Genomic DNA, 21,900 nt, shown 5'->3' with positions numbered 1-21,900 from the left:
GCGAAACGACCACCGAAACCGCACGAGCGCGCCAGGCGGGGATGCGGGAGCTGGCGCGGGCCTGCTGGCCCGAGGCCGGCGACGGGGACGTGCCGGGCGTGCCGGGGTTCGTGTTCTCCGGGTTCGCACCGGTCGTGGTGGCCGTCGCCGAGCGGTGTCTGCGGCGACGGTACGGCACGGGACCGGTGCCGGCCGCCACGCGGACGGCGATCGTGCTGGTCACCGCCAGCGGCGACCGGGCCAGCGCCGAGCACGTGCGGGCCACTGTCGAGGCCGGCGGGCGGGTCGGCCCGCTGTTCTTCTACCAGTCCGTGCCCAACAGCGTCGCCGGGCACATCGCGGCCCGCTGGGGGCTGCGCGGCCCGGTGGTCTGCCTCAGCCCGACCGGTGACCCGTACGCCGACGGCACCGCCGAGGCGACCCTGCTGCGCGACGACGGCGACGCCGACGAGGTGTTGCTGGTCCTGATCGAACAGGCGCTCGACACGTCCACCGAGGCGGTCGCGGTGCTGCTGGGTGAAGGAGCACGACCATGAGGACACGGGGACTGCGCGGCGCACTGGCCGCCGACACCGAGCTGGGCGCGGGCAACATGCTGGCCCGGGTGCTGGCGCACGGCGCCGACCCGGACGGGCCCGGCCTGACCTTCGACACCGCCGTCGACGGGCACCCGGCCGAGGCGCCGCTCACGCTGGGCCAGCTCGACGAGCGGGTCGCCGCCCGCGCCGCCTGGCTGCACGAGCGCGGGGTGCGTCCCCGCGACCCGGTCGCCGTCTGGGCCACCGCTGCCGCCGACATGGTGCTGAGCTTCCTGGCGCTGGCCCGGCTCGGTGCGATTCCGGCGCTGATGAACGGCAAGCTCCGTCCCGAGATCGCCGCCGAGTACATCCGCCGCCTGCGCGGCGTCGGTGTGCTCGCCGACGACGCGCACACCGCGCTGCTGGCCGGGCACGACCTGGGCGTACCGCTGCTCGGCACGCCCGCGCGGGCCGGCACGGGCGACCCGGCCGCCGCACCGGCGCACTACCGGCACCACAGCGACGACCCGATCGTGATCACCCACACCTCCGGGACGACCGGGGTGCCCAAGGCGGTGCTGCACTCGCACGCGAGCCTCTTCGCCGCCACCCGGCACCTGCTCACCATGCCGCAGGCGCAGGGCACCCGCCGGATCCTCAACGCGCTGCCCGCACCGCACACCGCCACCGTGCTGATGGTCAACCAGGCGCTGGGCAACCGCGCGGAGATGTTCCTGCTGTCCGAGCAGGGCGGCGAGCGGGTGCTCGACGCCATCCAACGCTGGCGCCCCGACGGGGTGTTCGGTTTCTCGGTCACCTGGGCCGAGCTGGCCCGCTTCGACCTGTCCGGCTACGACCTGGACTCGGTGCGGCTGTGGTTCAACACCGGCGACTGCTCGCACGAGCCGCACATCCGCCGGCTGGTCGCGACCGGCTGGCGGGACACCGTCACCCGCGACGGCGTGGCCCGGGTGCCCGGCTCGGTCTTCATCGACGGGCTGGGCTCCAGCGAGATGGGGCACTCCATGTTCCACATCACCCACCGCGCCGACACCGACAGGTACGGCCGCTGCATCGGCCGGCCCTACGAGTTCGCCCGGGTCGCGGCGCTCGACGCCGACGGCGAACCGGTGCCGGTCGGCGAGGTGGGTTTCCTGGGCGTGGACTCGCCGTCACTGTTCCGGGGCTACTGGAACGACTCGGTCACCACCCACCGGTTCCGCCAGCGCGGCTGGTACCTCACCGGCGACCTGGTCCGGGCCGACGCCGACGGCCGCTACTACCACCTGGACCGGGCTGTCGACTCGGTCGACGCCGGAGACGGCCGGCGGTTCTTCACCGCCCTGTCCGAGGAGAAGATCCTCGCCAGCTGCCCGGACGTCACCGACTGCACCGTGGTGATCGTCGCCGGGGCCGAGGGTGTGGTCACCGACGTGCTGCTGGAGTTGGCGGCCGGCGCCGACGAGGCGCAGGACCGCACCGAACGGGTCCGCGCGGCGCTCGGCGCGGACGTCGGCGCCACGCTGCGCCGGGTGGTGCCGGTGCGCTCGGACGACATCCCGGTCACCGTCACCGGCAAGGTCCGCAAGGTGGCCCTGCGCGAGCGCTACCTGACCGAGGCGTCGTCGTGAGCGGGCGATCCGGGGTGGCGGCGTGAGCGCGCTGATCACCGGGATGGGCCTGTTCACCCCGGTCGGGCGGGGCGTCGAGGAGACCTTCGACGCGCTGACCACCGGCCGTTCCGGGCTGACCCGGCCGCCCGCCGGTCATCCGGCGCGCGAGTCGCTGGACGTCGCCGGCCTGCTGCCGGACATCGACCCGCGCAGCGTCGTGTCCGGGCCGGAGAGTCGGGTGCTGGACCGGATCGTGGTGCTCGCTCTGCTCGCCGCCGCCGACGCGCTCGCCGACGCCGGCATCGAGGTGGGCCGCGACGTCGACGAGTCCCGGATCGGCGTGATCGTCGGCGGGGTCGGCGGGATGGCGACCCTGGAGACCCAGGTGCTCGCCCGCGCCGCGCGGGGTCGCGCGGCGGTCAGCCCGTACCTGCTCACCGGCATCCTGCCGAACATGCCGGCGGCGCGGATCGCCATCGCGCACGGCATCCGGGGCTACAGCTCGTCGGTCGGCACGGCCTGCGCGTCCGGCGCGCAGGCGGTCGCCGACGCGGTCCGGTTGATCCGGGCGGGGGAGGCCGACGTGGTGCTCTGCGGGGCCAGCGAGGCACCGCTGTTTCCCACCTTCGCCGACACCTTCGCCAATGCGCGGGCGCTGGCCCGCGCCGGGGACGACCCGTCCCGGGCGAGCCGGCCGTTCGACACGTCCCGCTCCGGGTTCGTGCTGGCCGAGGGCGCGGCGCTGCTGGTGGTCGAACGTGCCGAGCACGCCGCCGCCCGCGGTGCCACCGGGTACGCCGAGGTGGCCGGCTACGGCGCGACCACCGACGCGTACCACCCGACGGCCCCGCGCCCCGACGGCGCCGGCGCCGCCGCGTGCATCCGTGGCGCGCTGCGCAGCTCGGGCGTGCCGGCGGCCGCGGTCGGCTACGTCAACGCGCACGGCACCGGCACGAAGCTCGGCGACATCGCCGAGACCACCGCGCTCGGGGACGTCTTCGGCGACGGCGGTGTGCCGGTCAGCTCCACCAAGGCGCTCACCGGCCACCTGCTCGGCGCCTCCGGGGTGCTGGAGGCGGCGGTGACCGCGGTGGCGCTCGGTCGAGGGCTGCTGCCACCGACGTACCACCTCGACGACCCGGACCCGGCCTGCCCGGCGGACCACATCCGTGGCACGCCCCGCAAGGCCGACCCGGAGTACGCGCTGACCAACTCGTTCGGGTTCGGCGGCCAGAACGTGAGCCTGCTGCTCGCGCGGGTCGCCGAGCCGAGGAGGTGAGCGACGCGGCATCCCGGACGGGGGGCGTCCGGACGGCAACACGGGGGAAGCATGGGGAAGGGCACAGAGACATGGACATCCGTGGGATCGACCACATCGAACTCTACGTAGGTGACGCCCGACAGGCGGCCTTCTACTTCAGCACCGCAGTCGGTTTCCAGATCTGCGGCCAGGGTGGCCCGGAGACCGGCCTGGCCGGGCAGCGCTCACTGCTGCTCTGCCACGGCGACATCCGCCTGCTGCTCACCTCCGGGCTGAGCGCCGAGCATCCGGCGGCCCGGTACGTGCAGCGCCACGGCGACGGCATCGCTGTCGTCGCGGTCGAGGTCGGCGACGTCGAGCAGGCGTACGCCGAGCTGGTCGGCCGGGGCGCGACAGGCGTGACGCCACCGACCACGCTGACCGGCGCGGACGCCGAGGTGGTGACCGCCGAGGTGGACGGCTTCGCCGACGTGCGGCACCGCCTGGTGCAGCGCCGGGGGAGCCGCGCCGACCTCCTGCCCGGCGTGATCACACCGATGCCGTTCACCGCGGACGAGGGCAAGCCGGTCCTGGCCGAGGTCGACCACCTGGCGGTCTGCGTGCCGCCCGGCCAGCTGGACGAGACGGTCCGGCACTTCGAGGGGCTGTTCGAGTTCGCGCAGATCTTCGAGGAGCACATCGAGGTCGACGGGCAGGGGATGAACTCCAAGGTGGTGCAGAGCCCGTCCGGGCAGGTCACCGTGGTGCTGCTGGAGCCGGACCGGACCCGCCGGCCGGGGCAGATCGACGCGTTCCTCGACCAGCACGCCGGTGGGGGAGTGCAGCACCTGGGGCTGCGTACCGACGACATCGTGGCTGCCGTGGAGTCGCTGGGCCGGCGCGGGGTGCGCTTCGCCGGCACCCCCGCCAGCTACTACGAAGCCCTGGAGGCGCGGGTCGGCCGGGTGGACGCACCGCTGGAACGACTGCGCGAGCTGGGGGTCCTTGTCGACTCCGATCACGGCGGGCAGCTGTTGCAGATCTTCGCCGAGTCGATGCACGTGCGCCGCACGCTGTTCCTGGAGCTGATCGAGCGGCGGGGCGCGAGCGGCTTCGGCAGCGGCAACATCAAGGCGCTGTACGAGGCCAAGGAGCGGGAACTGGCCGCGGCCGCGGCGGTGGGCGCATGACCGCGACCGGGTACGACTCGACGCTCACCGAGCAGGAGCGGGCGCTGCTGCCGTCCGACGACGACGTGCGGCACTACGCCGAGCACGGCTGGTACCTGTCGAAGAAGCTGTTCACCGACGACGAGGTGGACGCGCTCGCCGCCGCCGCGCAGCGCTACTACGACGGTGAACGGGACCGGCGGCTGCCGGTGCGCCCACCGAAGCTCGCCTACTGGGAGCCCGCCAAGGGGCCGGTGCAGCGGCACAACGACTACGTCCACCACGAGCACGACGGGCTGGGCGCGATCCTGCGCAAGCCGCTGATCGGCGCGGTCGCCGCCCGGCTCGCCGAGGCCGACGAGATCCGCGTCTTCCAGTCCACGCTGATCTACAAGCCGCCGATCTCCGGCGAGCCGAGCAACATCGTGCCGTGGCACTTCGACAAGCACTACTGGGCGTCGTCCTCGTCGGAGAAGATGCTCACCGCGTTCATCCCGTTCCACGACTGCGGCCAGGAGATGGGCACCATCACCATGGTCGACGGCTCGCACCGCTGGAAGGAGATCGGCGCCGACGACACGGTCGTGCGGCACTTCGCCGACCGCGACCGCAGCCAGCTGGAGGAGATGCTGGCCGAGAATGCCGCGTACAACGGCGCGGAGATCCGCAAGATCCCGATGGTGATCCCCAAGGGACACGTGAGTTTCCACCACTGCCGCACCTACCACGGCAGCGGCCCGAACGTCAGCGGTCGCCCCCGACAGGCGATCTCGCTGCACCTGCAGGACGGCGACAACGCCTGGCGGGAGTATCCGCTCTCCGACGGCACGCTCGCCGCGTACAACCACGACGTGCTGGTCCGCCGCACCCACGACGGGCGGCCGGACTACGCGGACCCCGACTACTGCCCGGTCATCTGGCGCCACCGCGCCCAGCAGGGAGGCTGACAATGTCACGGTACGACTGGGGTAGGACGCACCCGGGCATCGAGCGGCTGGAAACGGCGGTGACCGAGCGGCGCGACGCCGTGGTCAAGCACCCGCTCTACGCCAACCTCGACACCCACGAGTCGCTGGTCACATTCATGGAGCACCACGTCTTCGCGGTGTGGGACTTCATGTCGCTGCTCAAGTCGTTGCAGCGGCAGTTGACCTGCGTGAACGTCCCGTGGATCCCGACCGGCCCGACCGGCAGCCGCCGCCTCATCAACGACATCGTCATGGTGGAGGAGAGCGACGAGCTGGGCGAGGGCTACATCAGCCACTTCGAGCTGTACGTGCGGGGCATGGTCGAGGCCGGCGCGGACACCACAGCCGTGAACAGCCTCGTCGACCTGCTGCGCGCGGGCCGGCCGGTGACCGACGCGCTCGCCGAGGCGGGGGCGCCGGCCGCGTCCGCGCGGTTCGCCGCGACCACCTGGCACATCATCGAGTCCACCCCGGTGCACTGCCAGGCGGCGGCCTTCGCGTTCGGCCGGGAGGACCTCATCCCGGACATGTTCACCCAGGTCGTCGCGGTCAACGAGCGCAGCAACCGGCTGCACGCCTTCGTCGACTACCTGGAACGGCACATCGAGGTCGACGGCGAACAGCACACCCCGATGGCCATGCAGATGCTCGCCGACCTGTGCGGCGACGACGACACCAAGTGGCAGGAGTGCGCCGACACGGTCAACACCGCCCTCGCTGCCCGCGCCCGGCTCTGGGACGACATCCTCGCGGCGATCAAGGCGCCGGCGTGACCGACGCCGACCCGGTCCGGCTCTACCGCACGGTCCGGCTGATCCGCCGGTTCGAACAGCGTGCGGTGGAGCTGGTCCACGGCGGGCAGATCGTCGGCGGCATCCACCCGTACCTCGGTCAGGAGGGGATCGCCGCCGGCGTCTGCGCCGCGCTCGGGGCCGACGACGTGCTCGCCGGCACCCACCGCGGGCACGGGCACGTCCTGGCCCGCGGCGCCGACCCGGCCCGGATGCTCGCCGAGCTGTGCGGCCGGCTGACCGGCCTCAACGCCGGGCGGGGCGGCTCGATGCACGCCGCCGATGTCAGCATCGGCGTGCTCGGCGCGAACGCCATCGTCGGCGCGTCCGGGGCGATCATCACGGGCGCGGTGTGGGCCCGTCGACGGCAGGGCCACGACACCGTCGGGGTGAGCTTCTTCGGCGACGGCGCGGTCAACGAGGGGATGCTGCTGGAGGCGTTCAACCTGGCCGCGCTGTGGCGGGTGCCGGTGCTGTTCGTCTGCGAGAACAACGGCTACGCCACCACCATGCCGGTCGCCGGCGCGGTGGCCGGCAGCATCGCCGGCCGGGCCGCCGCCTTCGGCATCCGGGCCGTCGAGGTCGACGGCCAGGACCCGGAGGCGGTACGCGACGCCGCGGCCGCCGCCGTCGACCGGATGCGCGCCGGCGGCGGCCCCGAGCTGATCGAGGCCCGGACCTACCGCTTCGACGCCCACCACACCTTCGAACACGCGGTACGCCTCGACTACCGGCCGCCCGACGAGGTGACCCGGGGCCGGGCCCGGGACCCGGTGCACATCCAGGGCGAACGGCTCTCCGACGCCGACCGCGCCGCGGTGGACGCCGAGGTGGAGGCGACAGTCGACGCGGCGGTGCGCTTCGCCCTGGACAGCCCGGAACCCGACCCGGCCGACGCGCTGGCCTACCTGTACGCCAGCGGAATGACCGCCCGCACCGGAGGTGGCTGAATGACCCTGCGCACCGGAGGTGGCTGAGGTGCCCCGACTGTCGTACCGCCGGGCCCTGACCCGGGCCCTCGCCGACGAGCTGGCCCGCGACGAGGCGGTGTTCCTGCTCGGCGAGGACATCCAGGTCGGCGCGTCACTGGTGACCACCGGGCTGGCCAAACGGTTCGGCGTCGACCGGGTCCGCGACACACCGCTGTCGGAGCAGGCGTTCACCAGCTTCGCCACCGGGGCGGCGCTGGCCGGGCTGCGGCCGGTGATCGAGTTCCAGATCCCGTCGCTGCTGTTTCTGGTCTTCGAGCAGATCGTCAACCACGCGCACAAGTTCCCGTTGATGACCGGCGGGCAGTGCGCGGTGCCCGTCACCTACCTGGTGCCCGGCTCCGGGTCGCGGACCGGCTGGGCGGGGCAGCACTCCGACCACCCGTACAGCCTCTTCGCCCACGTCGGGGTGGTCACCGTCGTGCCGGCCACCCCGGCCGACGCGTACGGACTGCTGGTCAGCGCGATCCGGCACGACGACCCGGTGGTGGTGTTCGCCCCGGCGGGCGCGATGGACGTCCGCGACGACGTGTCCGATCTGGAGCCGGTGCCGCTGGGCCGGGGGCGCATCCACCGCTTCGGCGACGACGTCACGGTCGTCGCGGTCGGGCATCTCGTGCACGACGCGCTCGCGGTCGCCGCGGAGCTTGCCGACCAGGTCTCGGTGGAGGTGTTCGACCCGCGCACCCTGTACCCCTTCGACATCGACGGGTTGGCCGAGTCGGTGGCCCGCACCGGGCGTCTCGTGGTGCTCGACGACGCCAACCGCTCCTGCGGCATCGCCGCCGAGGTCATCGCCTCGGTGGTGGAGCGGGTCCGACTGCTCGCCCCGCCGCGCCGGGTCACCCGCCCGGACGGGGCGGTGCTGCCGTTCGCCCCCGCCCTGGACCGCGCCGTGCAGCCCTCCCGGGAGCAGCTCGCCACCGCCATCCACCTGACCATGAAGGACTCATCATGATCGACCCGAACTACTCGTGGCCGCCGGCCGACCGGGCCTGGACCGACCTGCCGGAGCCGGCCCGCCAGGCCATGGTGGCCAGCGGCGCGGCCGCCTGGGAACGCGTCTTTCACGGACGGGCCACCTACAACAAGGAGTGGCGGTTGGCCCGCCCCCCGATCCTGACCGCCGACGCCTGGCGGGAGCTGAACGAGGTCTGCGACCGGCTGGCCCACCTCATCCTGGACACCTGCCGGCGCCGGGTGGACACCGCCGGCGAGTTGCGCCGGCTGCTCGGCGTCCCGGCGGGGGAGACCCGGCTGCTGGACGAGTCGGAGCCGCTGACCGAGGCGCTGCTGGCCGCGTACCGACCGGATGTGATCTTCACCGAGGGCGTGCCGAAGTTCGTCGAGTACAACATCGACAGCAGCCTCGGGGGAGGGTTCGACGCCGACACCGTCATCCAGCGGTTCGCGCAGCTCTACGCCGAGCACGGCATCCTCGACGACCTGCCGGTACGCGCCGCGCCGTCGCTGCTGGACCAGCGTTTCGTGGCGATCCGTGACGAGCTGGGGTTGCCCGACGGCGCCCGGTTGGCGCTGCTGATGGACTTCGACGCCGACTATCCAGGGCTGGACGACCCGGAGACGTTCATCCGCATCCTCAGCCCGCTCGCCGTGCGGGCCCGCGACTTCGGCATCGACCTGGTCATCGCGCCCCTGGCCACCGCCACCCTGGCGGACGACAAGCGGCTCGTGGTGGACGGTGCGCCGGTCGACGCGCTGTTCCGCCTCTTCGTGCCCAACCGGGTCACCCCGACCGCCGGCCTGGACGCGGTGGCCGGCGCGCTGGCCGCCGGCACGCTGCCGATGTTCGTGTCGGCGGCGGCCTGGCTGCTCGGCAACAAGACCACCTTCGCCTGGCTGTGGGAGGACGTGGACGCCCTGCCCGCCGACGACCAGACGCTGATCCGCCGGCACGTGCCGTACACGGTGCCGTTGACCGTCGCGGTGCTCGACCGCGCGATCGCCGAGCAGGCCGAGCTGGTGGCGAAGCCGGCGGACGGTTCCGCCGGGCACGGGGTGCTGATCGGCCCCGAGCTGAGCCCGGCGGAGTGGGCCGAGGGCCTGCGCGCGGCCGTCGACCGGGGCGGCAACATCCTGCAGCAGTACCTGCCGGCCGACCGGGTGCCGATGGACTTCGTGCAGATCGAGACCGGCGAAACGGTGACGGCCGATGTCCCGTACTCCCTCGCCCCCTACCTGTTCGGCCGTCAGGCCTCCGGCGGCCTGGCGAGGGTCGGCTTCCCCGGCGGCGACGGAATCCTCAACCTGGCCCACGGAGTCCTCCTGACCGGAGTCCTCCTGTCCGGCCCCCCAACCTCCGGTTGACCATGAAGTTGTTGCCGCGCCACACCGCGCCCGAGGGCAACAACTTCATGATCACCGGGCGCGGTGGGACGGAGGCGGTCGTCGGAGGGCGCGCAGGGTTTCGGCAGTCGCTATCGCGTCGCTGCGGGCGCTGCCGTGGCGGCCGTCGGTGCTGTAGAGGGTCGGGTCGGCCGTCAGCGGGTGGTCCGTGAGGTGCACGTGGACAGTTCCCAGGCGGTCGGCCAGCCGCGCCGTGTGCGCGGAGAGGCGGCGCATCCGTTCCCCGAGGCCGGCCCGCACGTGCTCGGGCACGGCCGGGCTGTGCGACACGTCGAACATGCCCACCGTGATCACGTCCGCGCCGACGTCCCGTAGCGCGCTGATCATCGCGGTCAGCTCGGCGTCCACCGCGTCCGCGTCGTACGCCGGGTGAAAGGCGTCGTTGCCGCCGCAGACGACCAGCGCCAGGTCCGGCTCGAAGGCCAGCGCCGGGGCGAGCTGCGCGGCCCGCACCTGGTGCGCGCGCAGCCCGCGCCGACCCAGATTGCGGTACGCCAGCTCGGGGCGCACGGCCCTCAGCTCGGCGGCGACCCGGTCCACCCACTGCACGTCCGGGTATCCCGGCGTCGGCTCGCACATGCCCTCCACGACGCTGTCGCCGATCGCCACGAACCGCCGCCACGGGTGCCCGCGCAGCAGCTCGGTGGCCTCACCGGGGCGGAGACAGTACGGGTCTGTCGATTCGTCGAGCGTCGATGGCATGCCGGCACGCTAACCGACAGGCGCCTCCTCGGCCAGGCTGACCTCGGCCAGGTGGAACTGACGACGAACGACGAGGTTCGTTGCCCCTGTCGGATTGGCGTCGTCGGGGCGGTGGCGTCGGCGCGGTGGGCCGGTGTGCTGGCACAGGTCCGCCACGATGACGGTGGGCCGGCCGCCGTGGGGCTGGCGACTCGCTCGGAGGGAGGTGGCGGTGCTCAACGCCTTTCTGCAGGCGCTGGCGAGCAAGCTGGTCGAGGCGATCCTCGGCAAACTGACCGAGTGGCTCGCGCCGAAGGCGCTGCGGGCCGTGCCGCACCGTGCCTCGCCGGACTGTCCACGCTGCGGCGGGTACGGCGTCCGGCGATGGGCCCCCGGCGGCATGTGGGCGGTGTTCCTGCTGTCGCTGCTGGCCTTCGCGTGGGGCTTCGGGTTCACCCTGCTCGGCGTGCCGATGGTCGTTGTGGTCGTGGTCGGCGCGGTGCTGTCCGACGGCGTCGGCGCCCTGTGGCCCGCCCTGCTCGCGCCGCTGGGCCTGCTGGTCCCCGGTGCCCTGATGGTCGGGGGAGCGTTCGGGCTGGCCTGGTACAACAGCTACCCGCCGAAGTGGTGCGCCCGCTGCCACAGCCGGTGGCCACGGCGCGACCGCGCCGAGTACCTGCGCTCGGCCCGGGAGTTCACCTGCGGCTGCGGGCAGCGCCTGCGCGTGCCGACCGCCGTCGCCGGGTCGAAGCTGCGCTGCCCGCGCTGCCGGACCGAACACGCCACCCCGGTCCGAACCGGTCACTGACGAGACGCCCCAGCCGGGGCCGGTGCGCGGGGGATCAGCGGGACACGGCGTGCTCGGCGAGCAGTTCGCCGAGCACCCGCCGGGCCCAGGCCGCCGTGGCCGGCTCCGGGGCGTCAAGCGTGATGAGCGCCTTCCACAGCGCCCACCCGCGTCCGCGCGCCCAGGTGGCCGCGTCGACGTCGAGCGCGTCGCGGAACGCCGCCCGGGCGGCGCCGCGCAGCAGCGTCCAGGCGATCACCGTGTCGCAGGCGGGATCGCCGACACCGCAGCAGCCGAAGTCGATGACGGCGGCGAGCCGGCCGTCGCGGACCAGCAGGTTGCCGTCCGCGACGTCGCCGTGGAACCAGACCGGGGGCCCGTCCCAGGCGGCGTCGAGCGCGGCCTGCCAGATGTCGGTCACCACGTCGACGGGCAGCCGGTCGCGGTGCGTCCCGATGGCCGCGCGGGTCTCCGCGTCGTACGTGGACAGCGGGCCACCGCGCCAGGCGCTGTGCGGGCCGGCCGCCGGGCCCTCGGTGGTGTCGACGTCTCGCAGGGCCCGCAGGAAGGCGGCGAGGTCGGTCGCGAATCGGGTCAGGTCGTCGATCCGCTCGACGGCCGCGGTCCGGCCGTCGATCCAGCCGTAGACCGACCACGGGTACGGGTAGCCGGCCCCGGGCCGGCCCTGGGCCAGCGGGGTGGGGATGTCCAGCGGCAGCTGGCCGCCGAGGAGCGGCAGCCAGCGCTGTTCCTTGGCGACCTGCTGGGCGTAGCCCTCGCCGCTGGGCAGCCGGACGGTCATCTCGTCACCCAGGTGGAAGGTGCGGTTGTCCCAGCCGCCGACCTCGACCGGGCGCACCGGCAGCTCGGCCCAGCGGGGGAACTGCTCGGCGACCAGTCGACGGACCAGGCCCACGGTGATGCGCCGGGCCGTCGTCTCGTCGGTGTGCGGCGCGTCGGGTGCGGGCTGTGCGCTCATCCGCCCGAGCCTGCGGGCTCCGCCGGGCGCCCGCAACCGATTTGCGCCGACGGTGGGGCCGGTCGGGCCAGCGCCTGGGCCACGCGTGCGGGAGGTGCGCGCCTGGCCGTACCTCAACCGGCTCCTTTGCTCTGCTTCCACCCAGGCAACGGTTGGGGCCTCGTACTGTTGCCTCCGTTGAAGCAGAGCAAAGGCGGCGGGCGAGGTGGTCGCCACCCGCCCGCCGGCCAGCAGGACGTCAGGCGGCTGCAGGTGTGGGTCGCGTCGGTGTCTTCGGGTTGGATGCCCTGGCCACCAGGGGGAACGCGGTGACGAGCAGGCACGCCACGGCCATGACCAGCAGCGCCGGGGTGAGCCCGAGCGCGTCCACCGACCAGCCGCCGAGCAGCGCGCCGACCGGCAGGCCCACGAAGGCCAGCGATCCGGCGATGCCGAGCACCCGGGTCTGCAGATCCGGCGGCACCCGCTCGTAGAGCGCCACCCCGAGCAGCGGGTTGACCGCCGCGATGCCGATGCCGGACAGGAACGTCACCACGAGCACGACCGGCAACTCGTCGCTGATCGCCAATGCGATCAGTCGAGGCGTGCCGGCGACCATCGCCCCGAGCAGGAACGTCAGCCGGCCGGGTAGCCGCGGGCCGAGCGCGGTGAACAGCACGTTGCCCAGCAGCGCGCCGGCCGAGAACGCCGCAAGCACGAGACCGAGGCCGCTCGGGCCGTGCAGCTCCCGGGCGACCCAGAACGGGATGTAGACGGCCACGCTGGCGTTGGCGACCATGTTCAGTGCCGAGACGACGACAAGCATCCCCAGCAGCGGCCGGTCCCGGACGAGGTAGCCGAACCCGTCACCCAGCGCGCGCAGGTAGCCGACCGGGGCGGCGGGCTGCGCCGGAGCGGCCGAAGGGCGGACCAGGAGACCGATCAGCAGGGCGCAGATCGCGAAGCTGGCCGCGTCGATGAGGATCGCCTGGCTCACCCCGAACGCGGCGATCAACAGACCGCCCACGGCGGCGCCGAACAGCGTCACCACCCGGCTCAACCCGTCGTACGCCGAGGTCAGGCGGATCAGCGGCACCCCGGCGGCCTCGGCGACCGGCCGGAACATGACGTGCTTGACCCGGTCCCCGATGCCGCGCAGCGCGCCGGCCACCGCGACCAGCGCCACCAGGGGGGCGAAGCCCAGCCACGGAGTCAGCGCGACGACGACCATGGCCACCGCGCTGCCCGCGTCGCACAGGATGGAGGTGCGGCGCAGGCCGAACCGGTCCGCCCAGGGCGTGCCGAGGGCGCTGGACAGCAGGTACGGCAGCGTCTCGGCGAACGCGACCAGACCCATCTTGGTCGGGCTGCCGGTGGTGACCAGCACCAGCCAGGGGATGGTCACCACCGAGATGCGGGTGCCCAGGTTGGAGATCAGGTCCGCGCTGACCAGGACGACCAGCTGCCGGCGGGGGGTCATGTCCCGACCGCCGCCGTCCGGCGGGCGGCGTACCGCGCGCGCAGCGCCTGCTTGTCCACCTTCACCGACCGGTTCACCGGCAACCTGTCGACGAACTCCACCCCGGCGGGCGCCCACATCTCGTTGAGCTCGGCGGTCACCAGGTCGATCAGCTCCCGTTCGGTGACTGGCGCGTCCGGCGCCGGCACGACGTAGGCGTACGGCACCTCGCCGGCCGTGGGGTCCGGCACGCCGATCACCGCGGCGGCGCGTACCTGCGGGTGCCCGGCGAGCACGTCCTCGATCGGGCGGCTGTAGATGGGCCAGCTGCGCTGGCGGGTCAGGATCATGTCGTGGGTCCGGTCGACCAGGTAGAGGTAGCCGTCGGCGTCGAGGTGGCCGATGTCGCGGCTGCGGACCCAGCCGTCGACCAGCGTCTGCGCGGTCAGTTCCGGCTCGCCGTGGTAGCCGGCGAAGCTCAGCTTCGTGTGCACCCACACCTCGCCGTCGCGGCCCGGCGGCAGCACCGTGCCGTCGTCGTCGCGGATCTCGACGCGTACGTCGCCGTAGGGCCGCCCGCAGGAGCGCAGCCGCTCCGGGTGCTCCGGATCGTCGGTCAGGCCGGGTAGAGCGGTGATGACCACGGCCTCGCTGAGGCCGTACACGATGCGCAGTACCGGGCCGAACCGCGCGATGGCCTGGCGCAGCCGGGCGGGCGCGGCGGGCCCGGCGCCCACGTTGAACATGAACATGGCCGAGAAGTCGGCGCCCACCAGCGCCGGGTGGTCCAGCAGTTCGTAGAGCATCGGCGGGGTGACGAACGTGGAGTTGATCCGCTCCCGCTGCACGGTGGCCACGAACGCCGCCGGGTCCCAGTCGTCGCGCAGGAACAGCACGCCACCGGTGAACAGGTTGATCAGGGCGGTGATCTGGCCGCTGGCCAGCCACATCGGCGAGTGCGACAGGTGCCGCAGCAGGGGGAACCCGGCGGCGCGGAAGTCGGCCGCGAGGGTGAGGATCTGGGCGTAGAAGCTCTCGGTGTGGTGCACCAGCTTGGGTGTGCCGGTGGTGCCGCTGGTCTGCAGGAACGACTCCGGCGCGCGGGCGGCCGCCGGCAGCGCCATGGAACCGGCCGGATCGGTGTCGGCCGTGACGTCCGGGCCGGCGCCGCCGGGGCCCAGGCAGCACACCGGCACGCCCGGCAGCGCGGCGGCCAGCTCCGGTCCCAGGCTGGCGGGGTCGCGGGCGTCGTAGACGAGGGCGTCGGGGCAGGCCAGCCGGATGAACTCGTCGACCTCCCGGCGGGCGGTGACCGGGGCGACCCACATCGTCCGGCAGCCGATCAGGTGCAGGGCGAGCTGGAGCAGCGGCCCCTCCACGGCGTTCGCGACGGTCACCAGCACCGCCGAGCCGGGCCGTACGCCGTGCCGGGTCAGAGCCCCCGCCATCGTCCGCACCAGCGCGGCGGCCTCGGTGTACGTGATGCGGCAGTCCCCGCCGACCAGCGCCTCCCGATCGCCGAAGTCGGCGAAGAGATCCAGCGCCCTGTCCACATAGGTCGCGTGCCCGGGCCCGTCAGTCATCCGGCAAACCCCCATCGTCGCAAGGAAGCGGCGGTCTCCGGGTCGGTCTTCCCGGTGACACCGCGGGCGGTGGGCGCGCGTTCGGCGACCGCACCGCCGCCGCCTGCGAGCCTAGGCCGGCGAGGGCGCTGCGGGACCGGGCCGAAGGGCGATCCGGCAGGCCCGGTGGACATTTGATCGCGTCGATCAGGTTGATTGACGCCCGTCATCGGCGGCGGCTAGGTTTCTGGACCATCGTCCAGGCGGGAGCCGTCAGCGGACGGCCCTGGGCTGCCACACGATGGAGGTTCAATGTCGACCCCGAAGAGATGGCATGTCGTCGCCGCGGCCGCGGCGCTGCTGGTCACGGCAACACCCGCCGTCGTCGCCAGCGCCGGCGGATCCCCGACCGTCGCGGCCCGGCCGGACCGGGGCGAGTGGGCGGGCAGCTGGGCCGCCGCGGTCACCCGGGGCAACTCGGTCGGGTTGACCAACACCGGCCTGAACGACCAGAGCGTCCGGATGGTCGTGCACGTCTCGGTGGGTGGCCCGGCGTTGCGCGTACGGCTGAGCAACCTCTACGGCGAGCAGGCGGTCCGGGTGGGCCGCGCCACAGTCGCCCGGCCGAACACCGCGACAGTCGACGACGTCTCCGACATCGACCCGGCCTCGCTGCGCGCGTTGACGTTCACCGGCGCAGCCTCGGCCACCATGAACCGGGGCGCCGAGCTGCTCAGCGACCCGCTGACCTTCACCGTCGCGGACGACAGCGACCTGGTGGTCACGCTGCACTTCCCGACGCCGACCGGGCCGACGACCTTCCACGGGCAGTCCCAGCAGAGCAACTTCATCGGCGCCGGCGACCTGACCGGGGCCGCCGACGGCGGCGGGTTCACCATCCGACCCACCTGCTGCTGGTTCTTCCTGTCCGGCGTCGATGTGCAGCGCAAGGGCAGTCCGGGGGCGCTGGTCGTGCTCAGCGACTCGATCGGCGACGGCAACGGCAGCACTGTCAACGCCAACCGGCGCTGGCCGGACCTGCTCTCCGACCGGCTGCTCGCGGACCGGCCGGACCGGCGCACCCCCGGCGTGCTCAACCTGAGCCTGGCCGGCAACCGCCTCAACCACGAGGGCACCGAGCCGGGCGCCGGCGACTACCCCGGCTACTTCCAGCTCGGCCCGAACGCGGCGGCCCGCCTCAACGAGGACGTCTTCCCCCAGACCGGGGTCCGTACGGTCGTCACGCACCTGGGCATCAACGACATCTGGATGTCCAACGACTCGCCGGAGGCGATCATCGCCACGCTCCGGCAGATCAACCAGCAGCTTCAGCAGCGCGGGCTGACCAGCCTGGTCGCCACGCTGACCCCGTACGAGGGGCACGGCGCCCCGGGTGTGTGGACGCCGGAGAAGGAGGCCACCCGGCAGGCAGTGAACGCGTACCTGCGGGGCAGCCGGGAGTTCGACGGGCTGCTCGACTTCGACCGGGTGGTGCGCGACCCGGCCCGGCCCAGCCAGCTGCTGCCCGCGTACGACTCGGGGGACCACATCCACCCGAACGACGCCGGCAACCAGGCGATGGCCGACGCCGTTCCGCTGCGACTGCTCAACCTGTGACACCGGTCCGGGGGCGGCGGCCGATCCCGCCGCCCCCGGGCACCGACATCCTGGGGAGGAGAACGTCGTGACGGTGCAGGACCTGCTCACCGGCCTCTACAGCGAAGAGGGCCGCCAGAATCCGTACCCGTGGTACGCCGAACTGCACCGGCTCGGGCCGGTCAGCGCGGTACCACCTCGGGCCGAGCACCGCACGGTGGCGGCGGTGGCGGTCGGGTACGACCTGATCGACGGGCTGCTGCGCGATCCGCAGTGGACCAAACAGCCGCCGCCGGGTTGGGAGGAGCACGAGATCCTGCGCACCTTCCAGACCTCGATGATGTTCCTCAACCCGCCCGATCACACCCGGATGCGGCACGTCTTCTCCCGTACCTTCACGCCACGGCGCCTCGGCGCACTGGAGCCGGTGATCCTGCGGGTCGTCGACGAGCTGCTGGACCGGATGGCCGACGCCGGTGGCGGGGTCGTCGACTTCGTGGCCGACTTCGCGTACCCGATCCCCGCCCTGGTCATGGCGGAGTTCATCGGCATCCCGGCGGGGGAGCTGCCCTGGTACCGGGACCAGGTGGAGCGCATCGACGAGTTCCTGGACGTGGCCGGGAAGACCCCGCAGCGGCTGGCCGCCGCGAACACGGCGGCGCAGCAGCTGCGGGCGTTCTACCGGGAGTTGCTGGCCCACCGCCGCCGTACTCCCGGCGAGGATCTGATCAGCGCGCTGGTCGAGGCCGTCGGCTCGGGCGAGGTGGAGCTGACCGAGGAGGAGCTGATCAGCAACCTGATCGTCCTGTTCAACGCCAGCTTCGTCACCACTGTCTACATGTTCAGCAACGGCCTGCCGCTGCTGCTGGCCCACCCGGGGGCGGTCGCCGCGCTGCCGACCGACGACGACCTCGCCCGGGGCTGCGTCGACGAGGTGCTGCGTCTGCAGAGCCCGGTGCACTTCCTCGCCCGGGCCGCGCCGCAGGACACCGTGCTGGCCGGCGTGCCGGTCGCCCGCGACGACAACGTGCTCATCATCATCGGCGCCGCCAACCGCGACCCGGCGCGGTTTGCCGACCCGGACGTCTTCGACCCCACCCGTTCCGGCCCGCCGTCGCTGGCCTTCGGCGTGGGCCTGCACTTCTGCCTCGGCGCGGCGGTGTCCCGGCTGGAGGGACGCCTCGCCCTGCCCCGCCTGTTCGCCCGGTTCCCCCGGCTCGCGGTCACCGAGACCCCGACGTACAGCGGCAGTCTCTTCCTGCGTGGCATCGACAAGCTGCTGGTCAGCACCGGCGGATAGGAGACCCGCATGGCCCTGCACCCGGAGGTGGCGGCCTACCGCGCCGCCCGCGTCGCGGCCGGCACGCCGCCGCTCTACACGCAGACCCTCGGCGAGGCGCGCGCCGCGGACCTGGCCGCGATCCGTGCCGGCGGCGGCGTAGTCGAGCAGGTCGATGAGGTACGCGACGAGCGGATCCCCGGGCCGGGCGGTGACCTGCCGATCCGGGTGTACCGGCCGGCCGGGCCGGGACCGCTGCCCACCCTGCTGTACTTCTTCGGCGGCGGGTGGACGCTCGGCAGCGTGGACACCGCCGACGGCATCTGCCGGCGACTGGCCAACGCGGCCGGATGCCAGGTGGTGACCGTCGGCTACCGACTGGCCCCCGAGCACCCCTTTCCGGCCGCGGTGCACGACTGTCACGCCGCCACCGTGTGGATCGCCGCGAACGCCGACCGGTTCGGCGTGGACCCGACCCGGCTGGCGGTGGGCGGGGACAGCGCGGGCGGGAACCTGGCCGCGGCGGTGACGCTGCTCTGCCGCGCCGACGGGCCCCCGCTCGCCGCGCAGCTGCTGGTCTATCCGAACACCGACGTCAGCGGCGAGCCGTCCGGCCCGCTCGACGACGACCCGGCGCTGTTCAACCGCCGGTCGGTGGCCTGGTATCGGACGCACTACCTGGCCGACCCGGCGCACTCCCGGGATCCGCTGGCGTCGCCGCTGCTCGCCGACGACCTGTCCGGCCTGCCTCCGGCGCTCGTGGTCACCGCCGAGTTGGACCCGCTGTGCGCGGAGGGGCAGCGCTACGCGCAGCGGCTGCGCGCCTGTGGCGTGCCCGCCCGCCTCGACCACTATCCACGGATGATCCACGGGTTCTTCGCCATGCCCGGCGCCTTCAGCGACGGCCAGCGGGCGCAGCAGCGGGCGGCGGCGTTCCTGCGGGAACGGTTCGGGCTGCCGCCCCGGCCGGACGAACCGGCCGCCGGTGAGGCTGACGGTGACCCGGCCGCCGCGGGATCAGGTGTCGGCGCAGCCGCCACCGACCCGGACGCCGCGGCCGACGCGGGGGTGCGCGGTGGCTGAGCCGGTGCTGGCGGACCTGCCGACCGTTCCTGCGGCGGCGGTGACGTTCGCCGACTACGGCCAGCGGGCGCGGGCGGTGCTGGCCCCGGACGTGTGGGACTACATCGCCGGCGGCAGCGCCGCCGAGGTGACCCTGGCCGCCAACCGGGCCGCGCTGGACCGGGTGGCAGTGCTGCCCCGGGTGCTGCGCGGCAACGACGCCGTGGACCTCGGCGCCCGCCTGCTCGGCCGGCCGTACGCGATGCCGGTCGGGGTCGCGCCGATGGCGTACCAGCGGCTCGTGCACCCGGACGGGGAACCGGGCCTCGCGGCGGCGGCCGGCGCCGCCGGCGTGCCGTACCTGGCGAGCACGTTGAGCAGCACGCCGATCGAGGAGATTACCGAAGCGGGCGCGGACGTGTGGTTCCAGCTCTACTGGCTGCGCGACCGGGCGCTGGTCCGCGATCTTCTGGACCGGGTCGTCGCTGCGGGCTGTCACGCGCTGGTGGTCACCGTGGACGTGCCGGTGCTCGGCCGACGCCCCCGCGACCTGCGCAACGCGTTCCGCCTCCCGGCCGACGTGGTCGCCGCGAACCTGCCGCACGGCCGGGACGCGCTGGCGCACGCCGGCGCCCCCGGTGTGTCCGCGATCGCCACCCACACCGACGCGTCGTTCGAGTCGGCCCTGCGCTGGGCGGACCTGGCCTGGCTGCGGGAGCACGTCGACCTGCCGCTGGTCGTCAAGGGGGTGCTGGATCCCCGGGACGCGGTCGAGGCGGTACGGATCGGGGCGGACGCGGTCGTGGTGTCCAACCACGGCGGGCGTCAGTTGGACGGAACGCCGGCCAGCGTCACCATGCTGCCCGAGGTCGTCGACGCCGTCGGCGACGGTGCTCAGGTGCTGCTGGACAGCGGCATCCGTGGGGGCACCGACGTGCTGCGGGCGCTGGCGTTGGGCGCGGCGGGCGTCCTGGTCGGCCGTCCGATGCTCTGGGCGCTGGCCGTCGGGGGACGGCCCGGCGCGCAGGACGCGTTGGCGCTGCTCGCCGCGGAGGTGCGGGACGCGCTGATCCTGGCCGGCTGCGCCGATCCGGCGGCGGCGGCCGAGCTGCGGACGCTCGGGGTGGGCTGAGCGGTGACATCGACCGAGGCGGTCGACCTGAGCGTCGCCGACCTGCACCCCGCGCTGGGTGACCCGGCGCTGACCTCGATGAACTTCCTCAATGAGGTGTCCGAACGCTATCCGGCGGCGGTGTCGCTCGCGGCCGGACGCCCGTACGAGGAGTTCTTCGACGTCGCGGCGGTGCACCGGCACCTGGACACGTTCCACCGGCACCTCGTCGACGACCTGGGTCACACGCCCGAGCAGGCCCGACGGCTGCTGTTGCAGTACGGCCGGACCAAGGGCGTCGTGCACCACCTCATCGCCCGCAACCTCGCGGTCGACGAGGGGATCACTGTCGACCCGGAGGCCGTCGTGGTGACCGTCGGCTGCCAGGAGGCGATGTTCCTGGTGCTGCGGGCGTTGCGGGCCGGCCCGCAGGACGTGCTGCTGGCGGTCGCCCCGACCTACGTCGGGCTGACCGGGGCGGCCCGGCTGGTGGACCTGCCGGTGTGGCCGGTCGCCGGTGGACCGTCCGGTGTGGACCTGGCCGACCTGCGGGCGCAGGTGCGTCGGGCCCGCGCGTCGGGTCTTCGGCCGCGCGCCTGCTACGTGCTGCCGGACTTCGCCAACCCGTCCGGGATCAGCATGACCGTCCCGGACCGGCAGCGGCTGCTGGCGCTGGCCGCCGAGGAGGACCTGCTGCTGCTGGAGGACAACCCGTACGGGCTGTTCCCCGTCGACGACGGGCCGCGCCCGCCCACGCTCAAGGCGCTGGACACCGACCGGCGGGTGGTCTACCTCGGCTCGTTCGCCAAGACGGTGCTGCCCGGGGCGAGGGTCGGCTACGTGGTCGCCGACCAGCGGGTGGCCGGCTCCGACGGTCGGGTCGGCCCGCTCGCCGACCAGCTCGCGATGATCAAGAGCATGGTCACGGTGAACACCTCACCTATCGCGCAGGCGGTGATCGGTGGACGGTTGCTGGAGCACGGGTGCAGCCTGGTGCCCGCGAACACCCGGGAGCGGGCCGCGTACGCCCGCAATCTGCGTCACCTGGTCGCCGGCCTGGCCCGGCGTTTCCCCGATGAGCCGGACCGGCCGGCGGCGGTGCGGTGGACGGTGCCGGCCGGCGGGTTCTTCGTGGTGGTGACGGTGCCGTTCGCTGTCGACGACGCGCTGCTGGACACCTCGGCGCGTGACTACGGGGTGCTCTGGACGCCGATGGCGCACTTCTACGACGACACGGCGCCGGTGTGCGCGCTGCGGTTGTCGGTGAGCGCGGTGACACCCGAGCAGATCGACAGGGGGTTGGACCGGCTCGCCGCCCTCATCGCTGACGAGCTCCTGCGTGGACGGTCATAATGGGCCGCATGGTTGCCTGGGAGTACGCCTTGCTCGTCCGCCGCTATCAGGGGCAGGGCCGCAATTTCACCGTCTCGTTCGTCTGGTACGGCCCGGACGGGTCGCGTAAGGACATCACCCCCTACGGCGACACGGCCATCGCGCACCTGAACCGCGCCGGCCGGGAGGGCTGGGAGCTGGTCTCGGCCGCCGAGGACGTGAACAACGTCCAGGGCAGCACCGAAGTCCACCGCTACCACCTCAAGCGCCCCCTGAACTAACCCCCCGCCCCGCGCCCCGCGCCCCGCGCCCCGCGCCGCGCGCCCCGCCCCCGTCCGCGTCGATCATGGGGTTGTGGTGGTGGACAAAGGTTGCCACCCGCCCTGATTCGGGCACCACGACTCCATGATCGACGCGG

19 protein-coding genes and 1 pseudogene are annotated in these 21,900 nt (G+C 73.4%); 16 read left to right on the top strand and 4 right to left on the bottom strand.

Annotated features, from left to right (window positions below):
- Positions 1–41 precede the first annotated feature (41 nt).
- The 9 genes from ACLQ27_RS02740 (at position 42) to ACLQ27_RS02700 (ending at position 9,616) form a co-directional block, all read left to right on the top strand.
- On the top strand, positions 42–536 hold the full coding sequence (locus tag ACLQ27_RS02740; protein WP_425865484.1) for a beta-ketoacyl synthase chain length factor: 495 nt from the start codon (positions 42–44) through the stop codon (positions 534–536).
- Positions 533–2,149 carry a class I adenylate-forming enzyme family protein gene (locus tag ACLQ27_RS02735; RefSeq protein ID WP_425865483.1) on the top strand — a complete coding sequence of 539 codons (1,617 nt, stop codon included), beginning with the start codon at positions 533–535 and terminating at the stop codon, positions 2,147–2,149. Before ACLQ27_RS02740 ends, ACLQ27_RS02735 begins: the two co-directional genes overlap by 4 nt.
- A 22-nt stretch (positions 2,150–2,171) precedes the next feature.
- On the top strand, positions 2,172–3,410 hold the full coding sequence (locus ACLQ27_RS02730; RefSeq protein ID WP_425865482.1) for a beta-ketoacyl-[acyl-carrier-protein] synthase family protein: 1,239 nt from the start codon (positions 2,172–2,174) through the stop codon (positions 3,408–3,410).
- Positions 3,411–3,481: 71 nt separating this feature from the next.
- Positions 3,482–4,561, top strand: a complete 1,080-nt coding sequence (hppD, locus tag ACLQ27_RS02725; protein WP_425865481.1) for a 4-hydroxyphenylpyruvate dioxygenase — start codon at positions 3,482–3,484, stop codon at positions 4,559–4,561.
- Positions 4,558–5,487 carry a phytanoyl-CoA dioxygenase family protein gene (locus ACLQ27_RS02720; protein WP_425865480.1) on the top strand — a complete coding sequence of 310 codons (930 nt, stop codon included), beginning with the start codon at positions 4,558–4,560 and terminating at the stop codon, positions 5,485–5,487. Before hppD ends, ACLQ27_RS02720 begins: the two co-directional genes overlap by 4 nt.
- Positions 5,488–5,489: 2 nt before the next feature.
- Positions 5,490–6,281, top strand: coding sequence for a DUF3050 domain-containing protein (locus tag ACLQ27_RS02715; RefSeq protein ID WP_425865479.1), 792 nt, complete (start codon positions 5,490–5,492; stop codon positions 6,279–6,281).
- On the top strand, positions 6,278–7,249 hold the full coding sequence (locus tag ACLQ27_RS02710) for a thiamine pyrophosphate-dependent dehydrogenase E1 component subunit alpha (protein ID WP_425865478.1): 972 nt from the start codon (positions 6,278–6,280) through the stop codon (positions 7,247–7,249). The genes ACLQ27_RS02715 and ACLQ27_RS02710 overlap by 4 nt, the downstream gene beginning before the upstream one ends.
- Positions 7,250–7,277: 28 nt before the next feature.
- Positions 7,278–8,246, top strand: coding sequence for an alpha-ketoacid dehydrogenase subunit beta (locus tag ACLQ27_RS02705; RefSeq protein WP_425865477.1), 969 nt, complete (start codon positions 7,278–7,280; stop codon positions 8,244–8,246).
- Positions 8,243–9,616, top strand: a complete 1,374-nt coding sequence (locus tag ACLQ27_RS02700) for a hypothetical protein (RefSeq protein ID WP_357496940.1) — start codon at positions 8,243–8,245, stop codon at positions 9,614–9,616. The genes ACLQ27_RS02705 and ACLQ27_RS02700 overlap by 4 nt, the downstream gene beginning before the upstream one ends.
- A gap of 51 nt (positions 9,617–9,667) precedes the next feature.
- Here the strand turns inward: ACLQ27_RS02700 and ACLQ27_RS02695 are convergent, their stop codons facing one another.
- Positions 9,668–10,357 carry an SGNH/GDSL hydrolase family protein gene (locus ACLQ27_RS02695; protein ID WP_425865476.1) on the bottom strand — a complete coding sequence of 230 codons (690 nt, stop codon included), beginning with the start codon at positions 10,355–10,357 and terminating at the stop codon, positions 9,668–9,670.
- A gap of 211 nt (positions 10,358–10,568) precedes the next feature.
- Here ACLQ27_RS02695 and ACLQ27_RS02690 point away from each other — a divergent pair, with 211 nt between their 5' ends.
- A complete protein-coding gene (locus tag ACLQ27_RS02690) occupies positions 10,569–11,144 on the top strand; it encodes a hypothetical protein (protein ID WP_357573828.1) in 576 nt (191 codons plus the stop codon).
- A 34-nt stretch (positions 11,145–11,178) separates the two neighbouring features.
- Here ACLQ27_RS02690 and ACLQ27_RS02685 read toward each other — a convergent pair whose 3' ends face one another.
- From ACLQ27_RS02685 to ACLQ27_RS02675, 3 genes are all read right to left on the bottom strand, one after another.
- A complete protein-coding gene (locus tag ACLQ27_RS02685) occupies positions 11,179–12,102 on the bottom strand; it encodes an aminoglycoside phosphotransferase family protein (protein ID WP_357573827.1) in 924 nt (307 codons plus the stop codon).
- 238 nt (positions 12,103–12,340) lie between these two features.
- Positions 12,341–13,561 carry an MFS transporter gene (locus tag ACLQ27_RS02680; RefSeq protein WP_425865475.1) on the bottom strand — a complete coding sequence of 407 codons (1,221 nt, stop codon included), beginning with the start codon at positions 13,559–13,561 and terminating at the stop codon, positions 12,341–12,343.
- A complete protein-coding gene (locus tag ACLQ27_RS02675) occupies positions 13,558–15,123 on the bottom strand; it encodes an AMP-binding protein (RefSeq protein WP_425865474.1) in 1,566 nt (521 codons plus the stop codon). Before ACLQ27_RS02675 ends, ACLQ27_RS02680 begins: the two co-directional genes overlap by 4 nt.
- A 291-nt stretch (positions 15,124–15,414) precedes the next feature.
- Between ACLQ27_RS02675 and ACLQ27_RS02670 the strand changes: the two genes are divergently transcribed.
- The 6 genes and pseudogenes from ACLQ27_RS02670 to ACLQ27_RS02645 all read left to right on the top strand — a co-directional run bounded on the left by ACLQ27_RS02670 (position 15,415) and on the right by ACLQ27_RS02645 (position 21,763).
- Entirely contained in the window at positions 15,415–16,719 is a 1,305-nt protein-coding gene (locus ACLQ27_RS02670) for an SGNH/GDSL hydrolase family protein (protein ID WP_357496928.1), read from the top strand.
- A gap of 67 nt (positions 16,720–16,786) precedes the next feature.
- The gene (locus tag ACLQ27_RS02665; protein WP_425865472.1) at positions 16,787–17,998 is read left to right on the top strand and encodes a cytochrome P450; all 1,212 of its coding nucleotides are present in this window, start codon (positions 16,787–16,789) and stop codon (positions 17,996–17,998) included.
- Between the two features lie 9 nt (positions 17,999–18,007).
- A pseudogene (locus ACLQ27_RS02660) lies at positions 18,008–18,928 on the top strand (alpha/beta hydrolase); the annotation flags it as partial.
- A 124-nt stretch (positions 18,929–19,052) separates the two neighbouring features.
- Positions 19,053–20,171 (top strand): alpha-hydroxy acid oxidase, encoded by a 1,119-nt coding sequence (locus ACLQ27_RS02655; RefSeq protein WP_425865471.1) that lies wholly within the window; start codon positions 19,053–19,055, stop codon positions 20,169–20,171.
- A 78-nt stretch (positions 20,172–20,249) separates the two neighbouring features.
- Positions 20,250–21,503: a PLP-dependent aminotransferase family protein gene (locus tag ACLQ27_RS02650; RefSeq protein WP_425865931.1), complete on the top strand. Its 1,254-nt coding sequence runs from the start codon at positions 20,250–20,252 to the stop codon at positions 21,501–21,503.
- Positions 21,503–21,763 carry a hypothetical protein gene (locus tag ACLQ27_RS02645; RefSeq protein WP_234587138.1) on the top strand — a complete coding sequence of 87 codons (261 nt, stop codon included), beginning with the start codon at positions 21,503–21,505 and terminating at the stop codon, positions 21,761–21,763. The genes ACLQ27_RS02650 and ACLQ27_RS02645 overlap by 1 nt, the downstream gene beginning before the upstream one ends.
- Positions 21,764–21,900 lie beyond the last annotated feature (137 nt).

The sequence above is a fragment of the Micromonospora sp. DT63 genome, assembly GCF_049841615.1.
Classification (GTDB): Bacteria; Actinomycetota; Actinomycetes; order Mycobacteriales; family Micromonosporaceae; genus Micromonospora.
This window is presented reverse-complemented; position numbering and strand designations above follow the sequence as displayed.

Coding starts and splice junctions, on each gene's coding strand:
- ACLQ27_RS02735 (WP_425865483.1), top strand. CDS start 533: ATGAGGACACGGGGACTGCGCGGCGCACTGGCCGCCGACACCGAGCTG.
- ACLQ27_RS02740 (WP_425865484.1), top strand. CDS start 42: ATGCGGGAGCTGGCGCGGGCCTGCTGGCCCGAGGCCGGCGACGGGGAC.
- ACLQ27_RS02700 (WP_357496940.1), top strand. CDS start 8,243: ATGATCGACCCGAACTACTCGTGGCCGCCGGCCGACCGGGCCTGGACC.
- ACLQ27_RS02650 (WP_425865931.1), top strand. CDS start 20,250: ATGAACTTCCTCAATGAGGTGTCCGAACGCTATCCGGCGGCGGTGTCG.
- ACLQ27_RS02680 (WP_425865475.1), bottom strand. CDS start 13,561: ATGACCCCCCGCCGGCAGCTGGTCGTCCTGGTCAGCGCGGACCTGATC.
- ACLQ27_RS02685 (WP_357573827.1), bottom strand. CDS start 12,102: ATGAGCGCACAGCCCGCACCCGACGCGCCGCACACCGACGAGACGACG.
- hppD (WP_425865481.1), top strand. CDS start 3,482: ATGGACATCCGTGGGATCGACCACATCGAACTCTACGTAGGTGACGCC.
- ACLQ27_RS02695 (WP_425865476.1), bottom strand. CDS start 10,357: ATGCCATCGACGCTCGACGAATCGACAGACCCGTACTGTCTCCGCCCC.
- ACLQ27_RS02670 (WP_357496928.1), top strand. CDS start 15,415: ATGTCGACCCCGAAGAGATGGCATGTCGTCGCCGCGGCCGCGGCGCTG.
- ACLQ27_RS02715 (WP_425865479.1), top strand. CDS start 5,490: ATGTCACGGTACGACTGGGGTAGGACGCACCCGGGCATCGAGCGGCTG.
- ACLQ27_RS02645 (WP_234587138.1), top strand. CDS start 21,503: ATGGGCCGCATGGTTGCCTGGGAGTACGCCTTGCTCGTCCGCCGCTAT.
- ACLQ27_RS02675 (WP_425865474.1), bottom strand. CDS start 15,123: ATGACTGACGGGCCCGGGCACGCGACCTATGTGGACAGGGCGCTGGAT.
- ACLQ27_RS02720 (WP_425865480.1), top strand. CDS start 4,558: ATGACCGCGACCGGGTACGACTCGACGCTCACCGAGCAGGAGCGGGCG.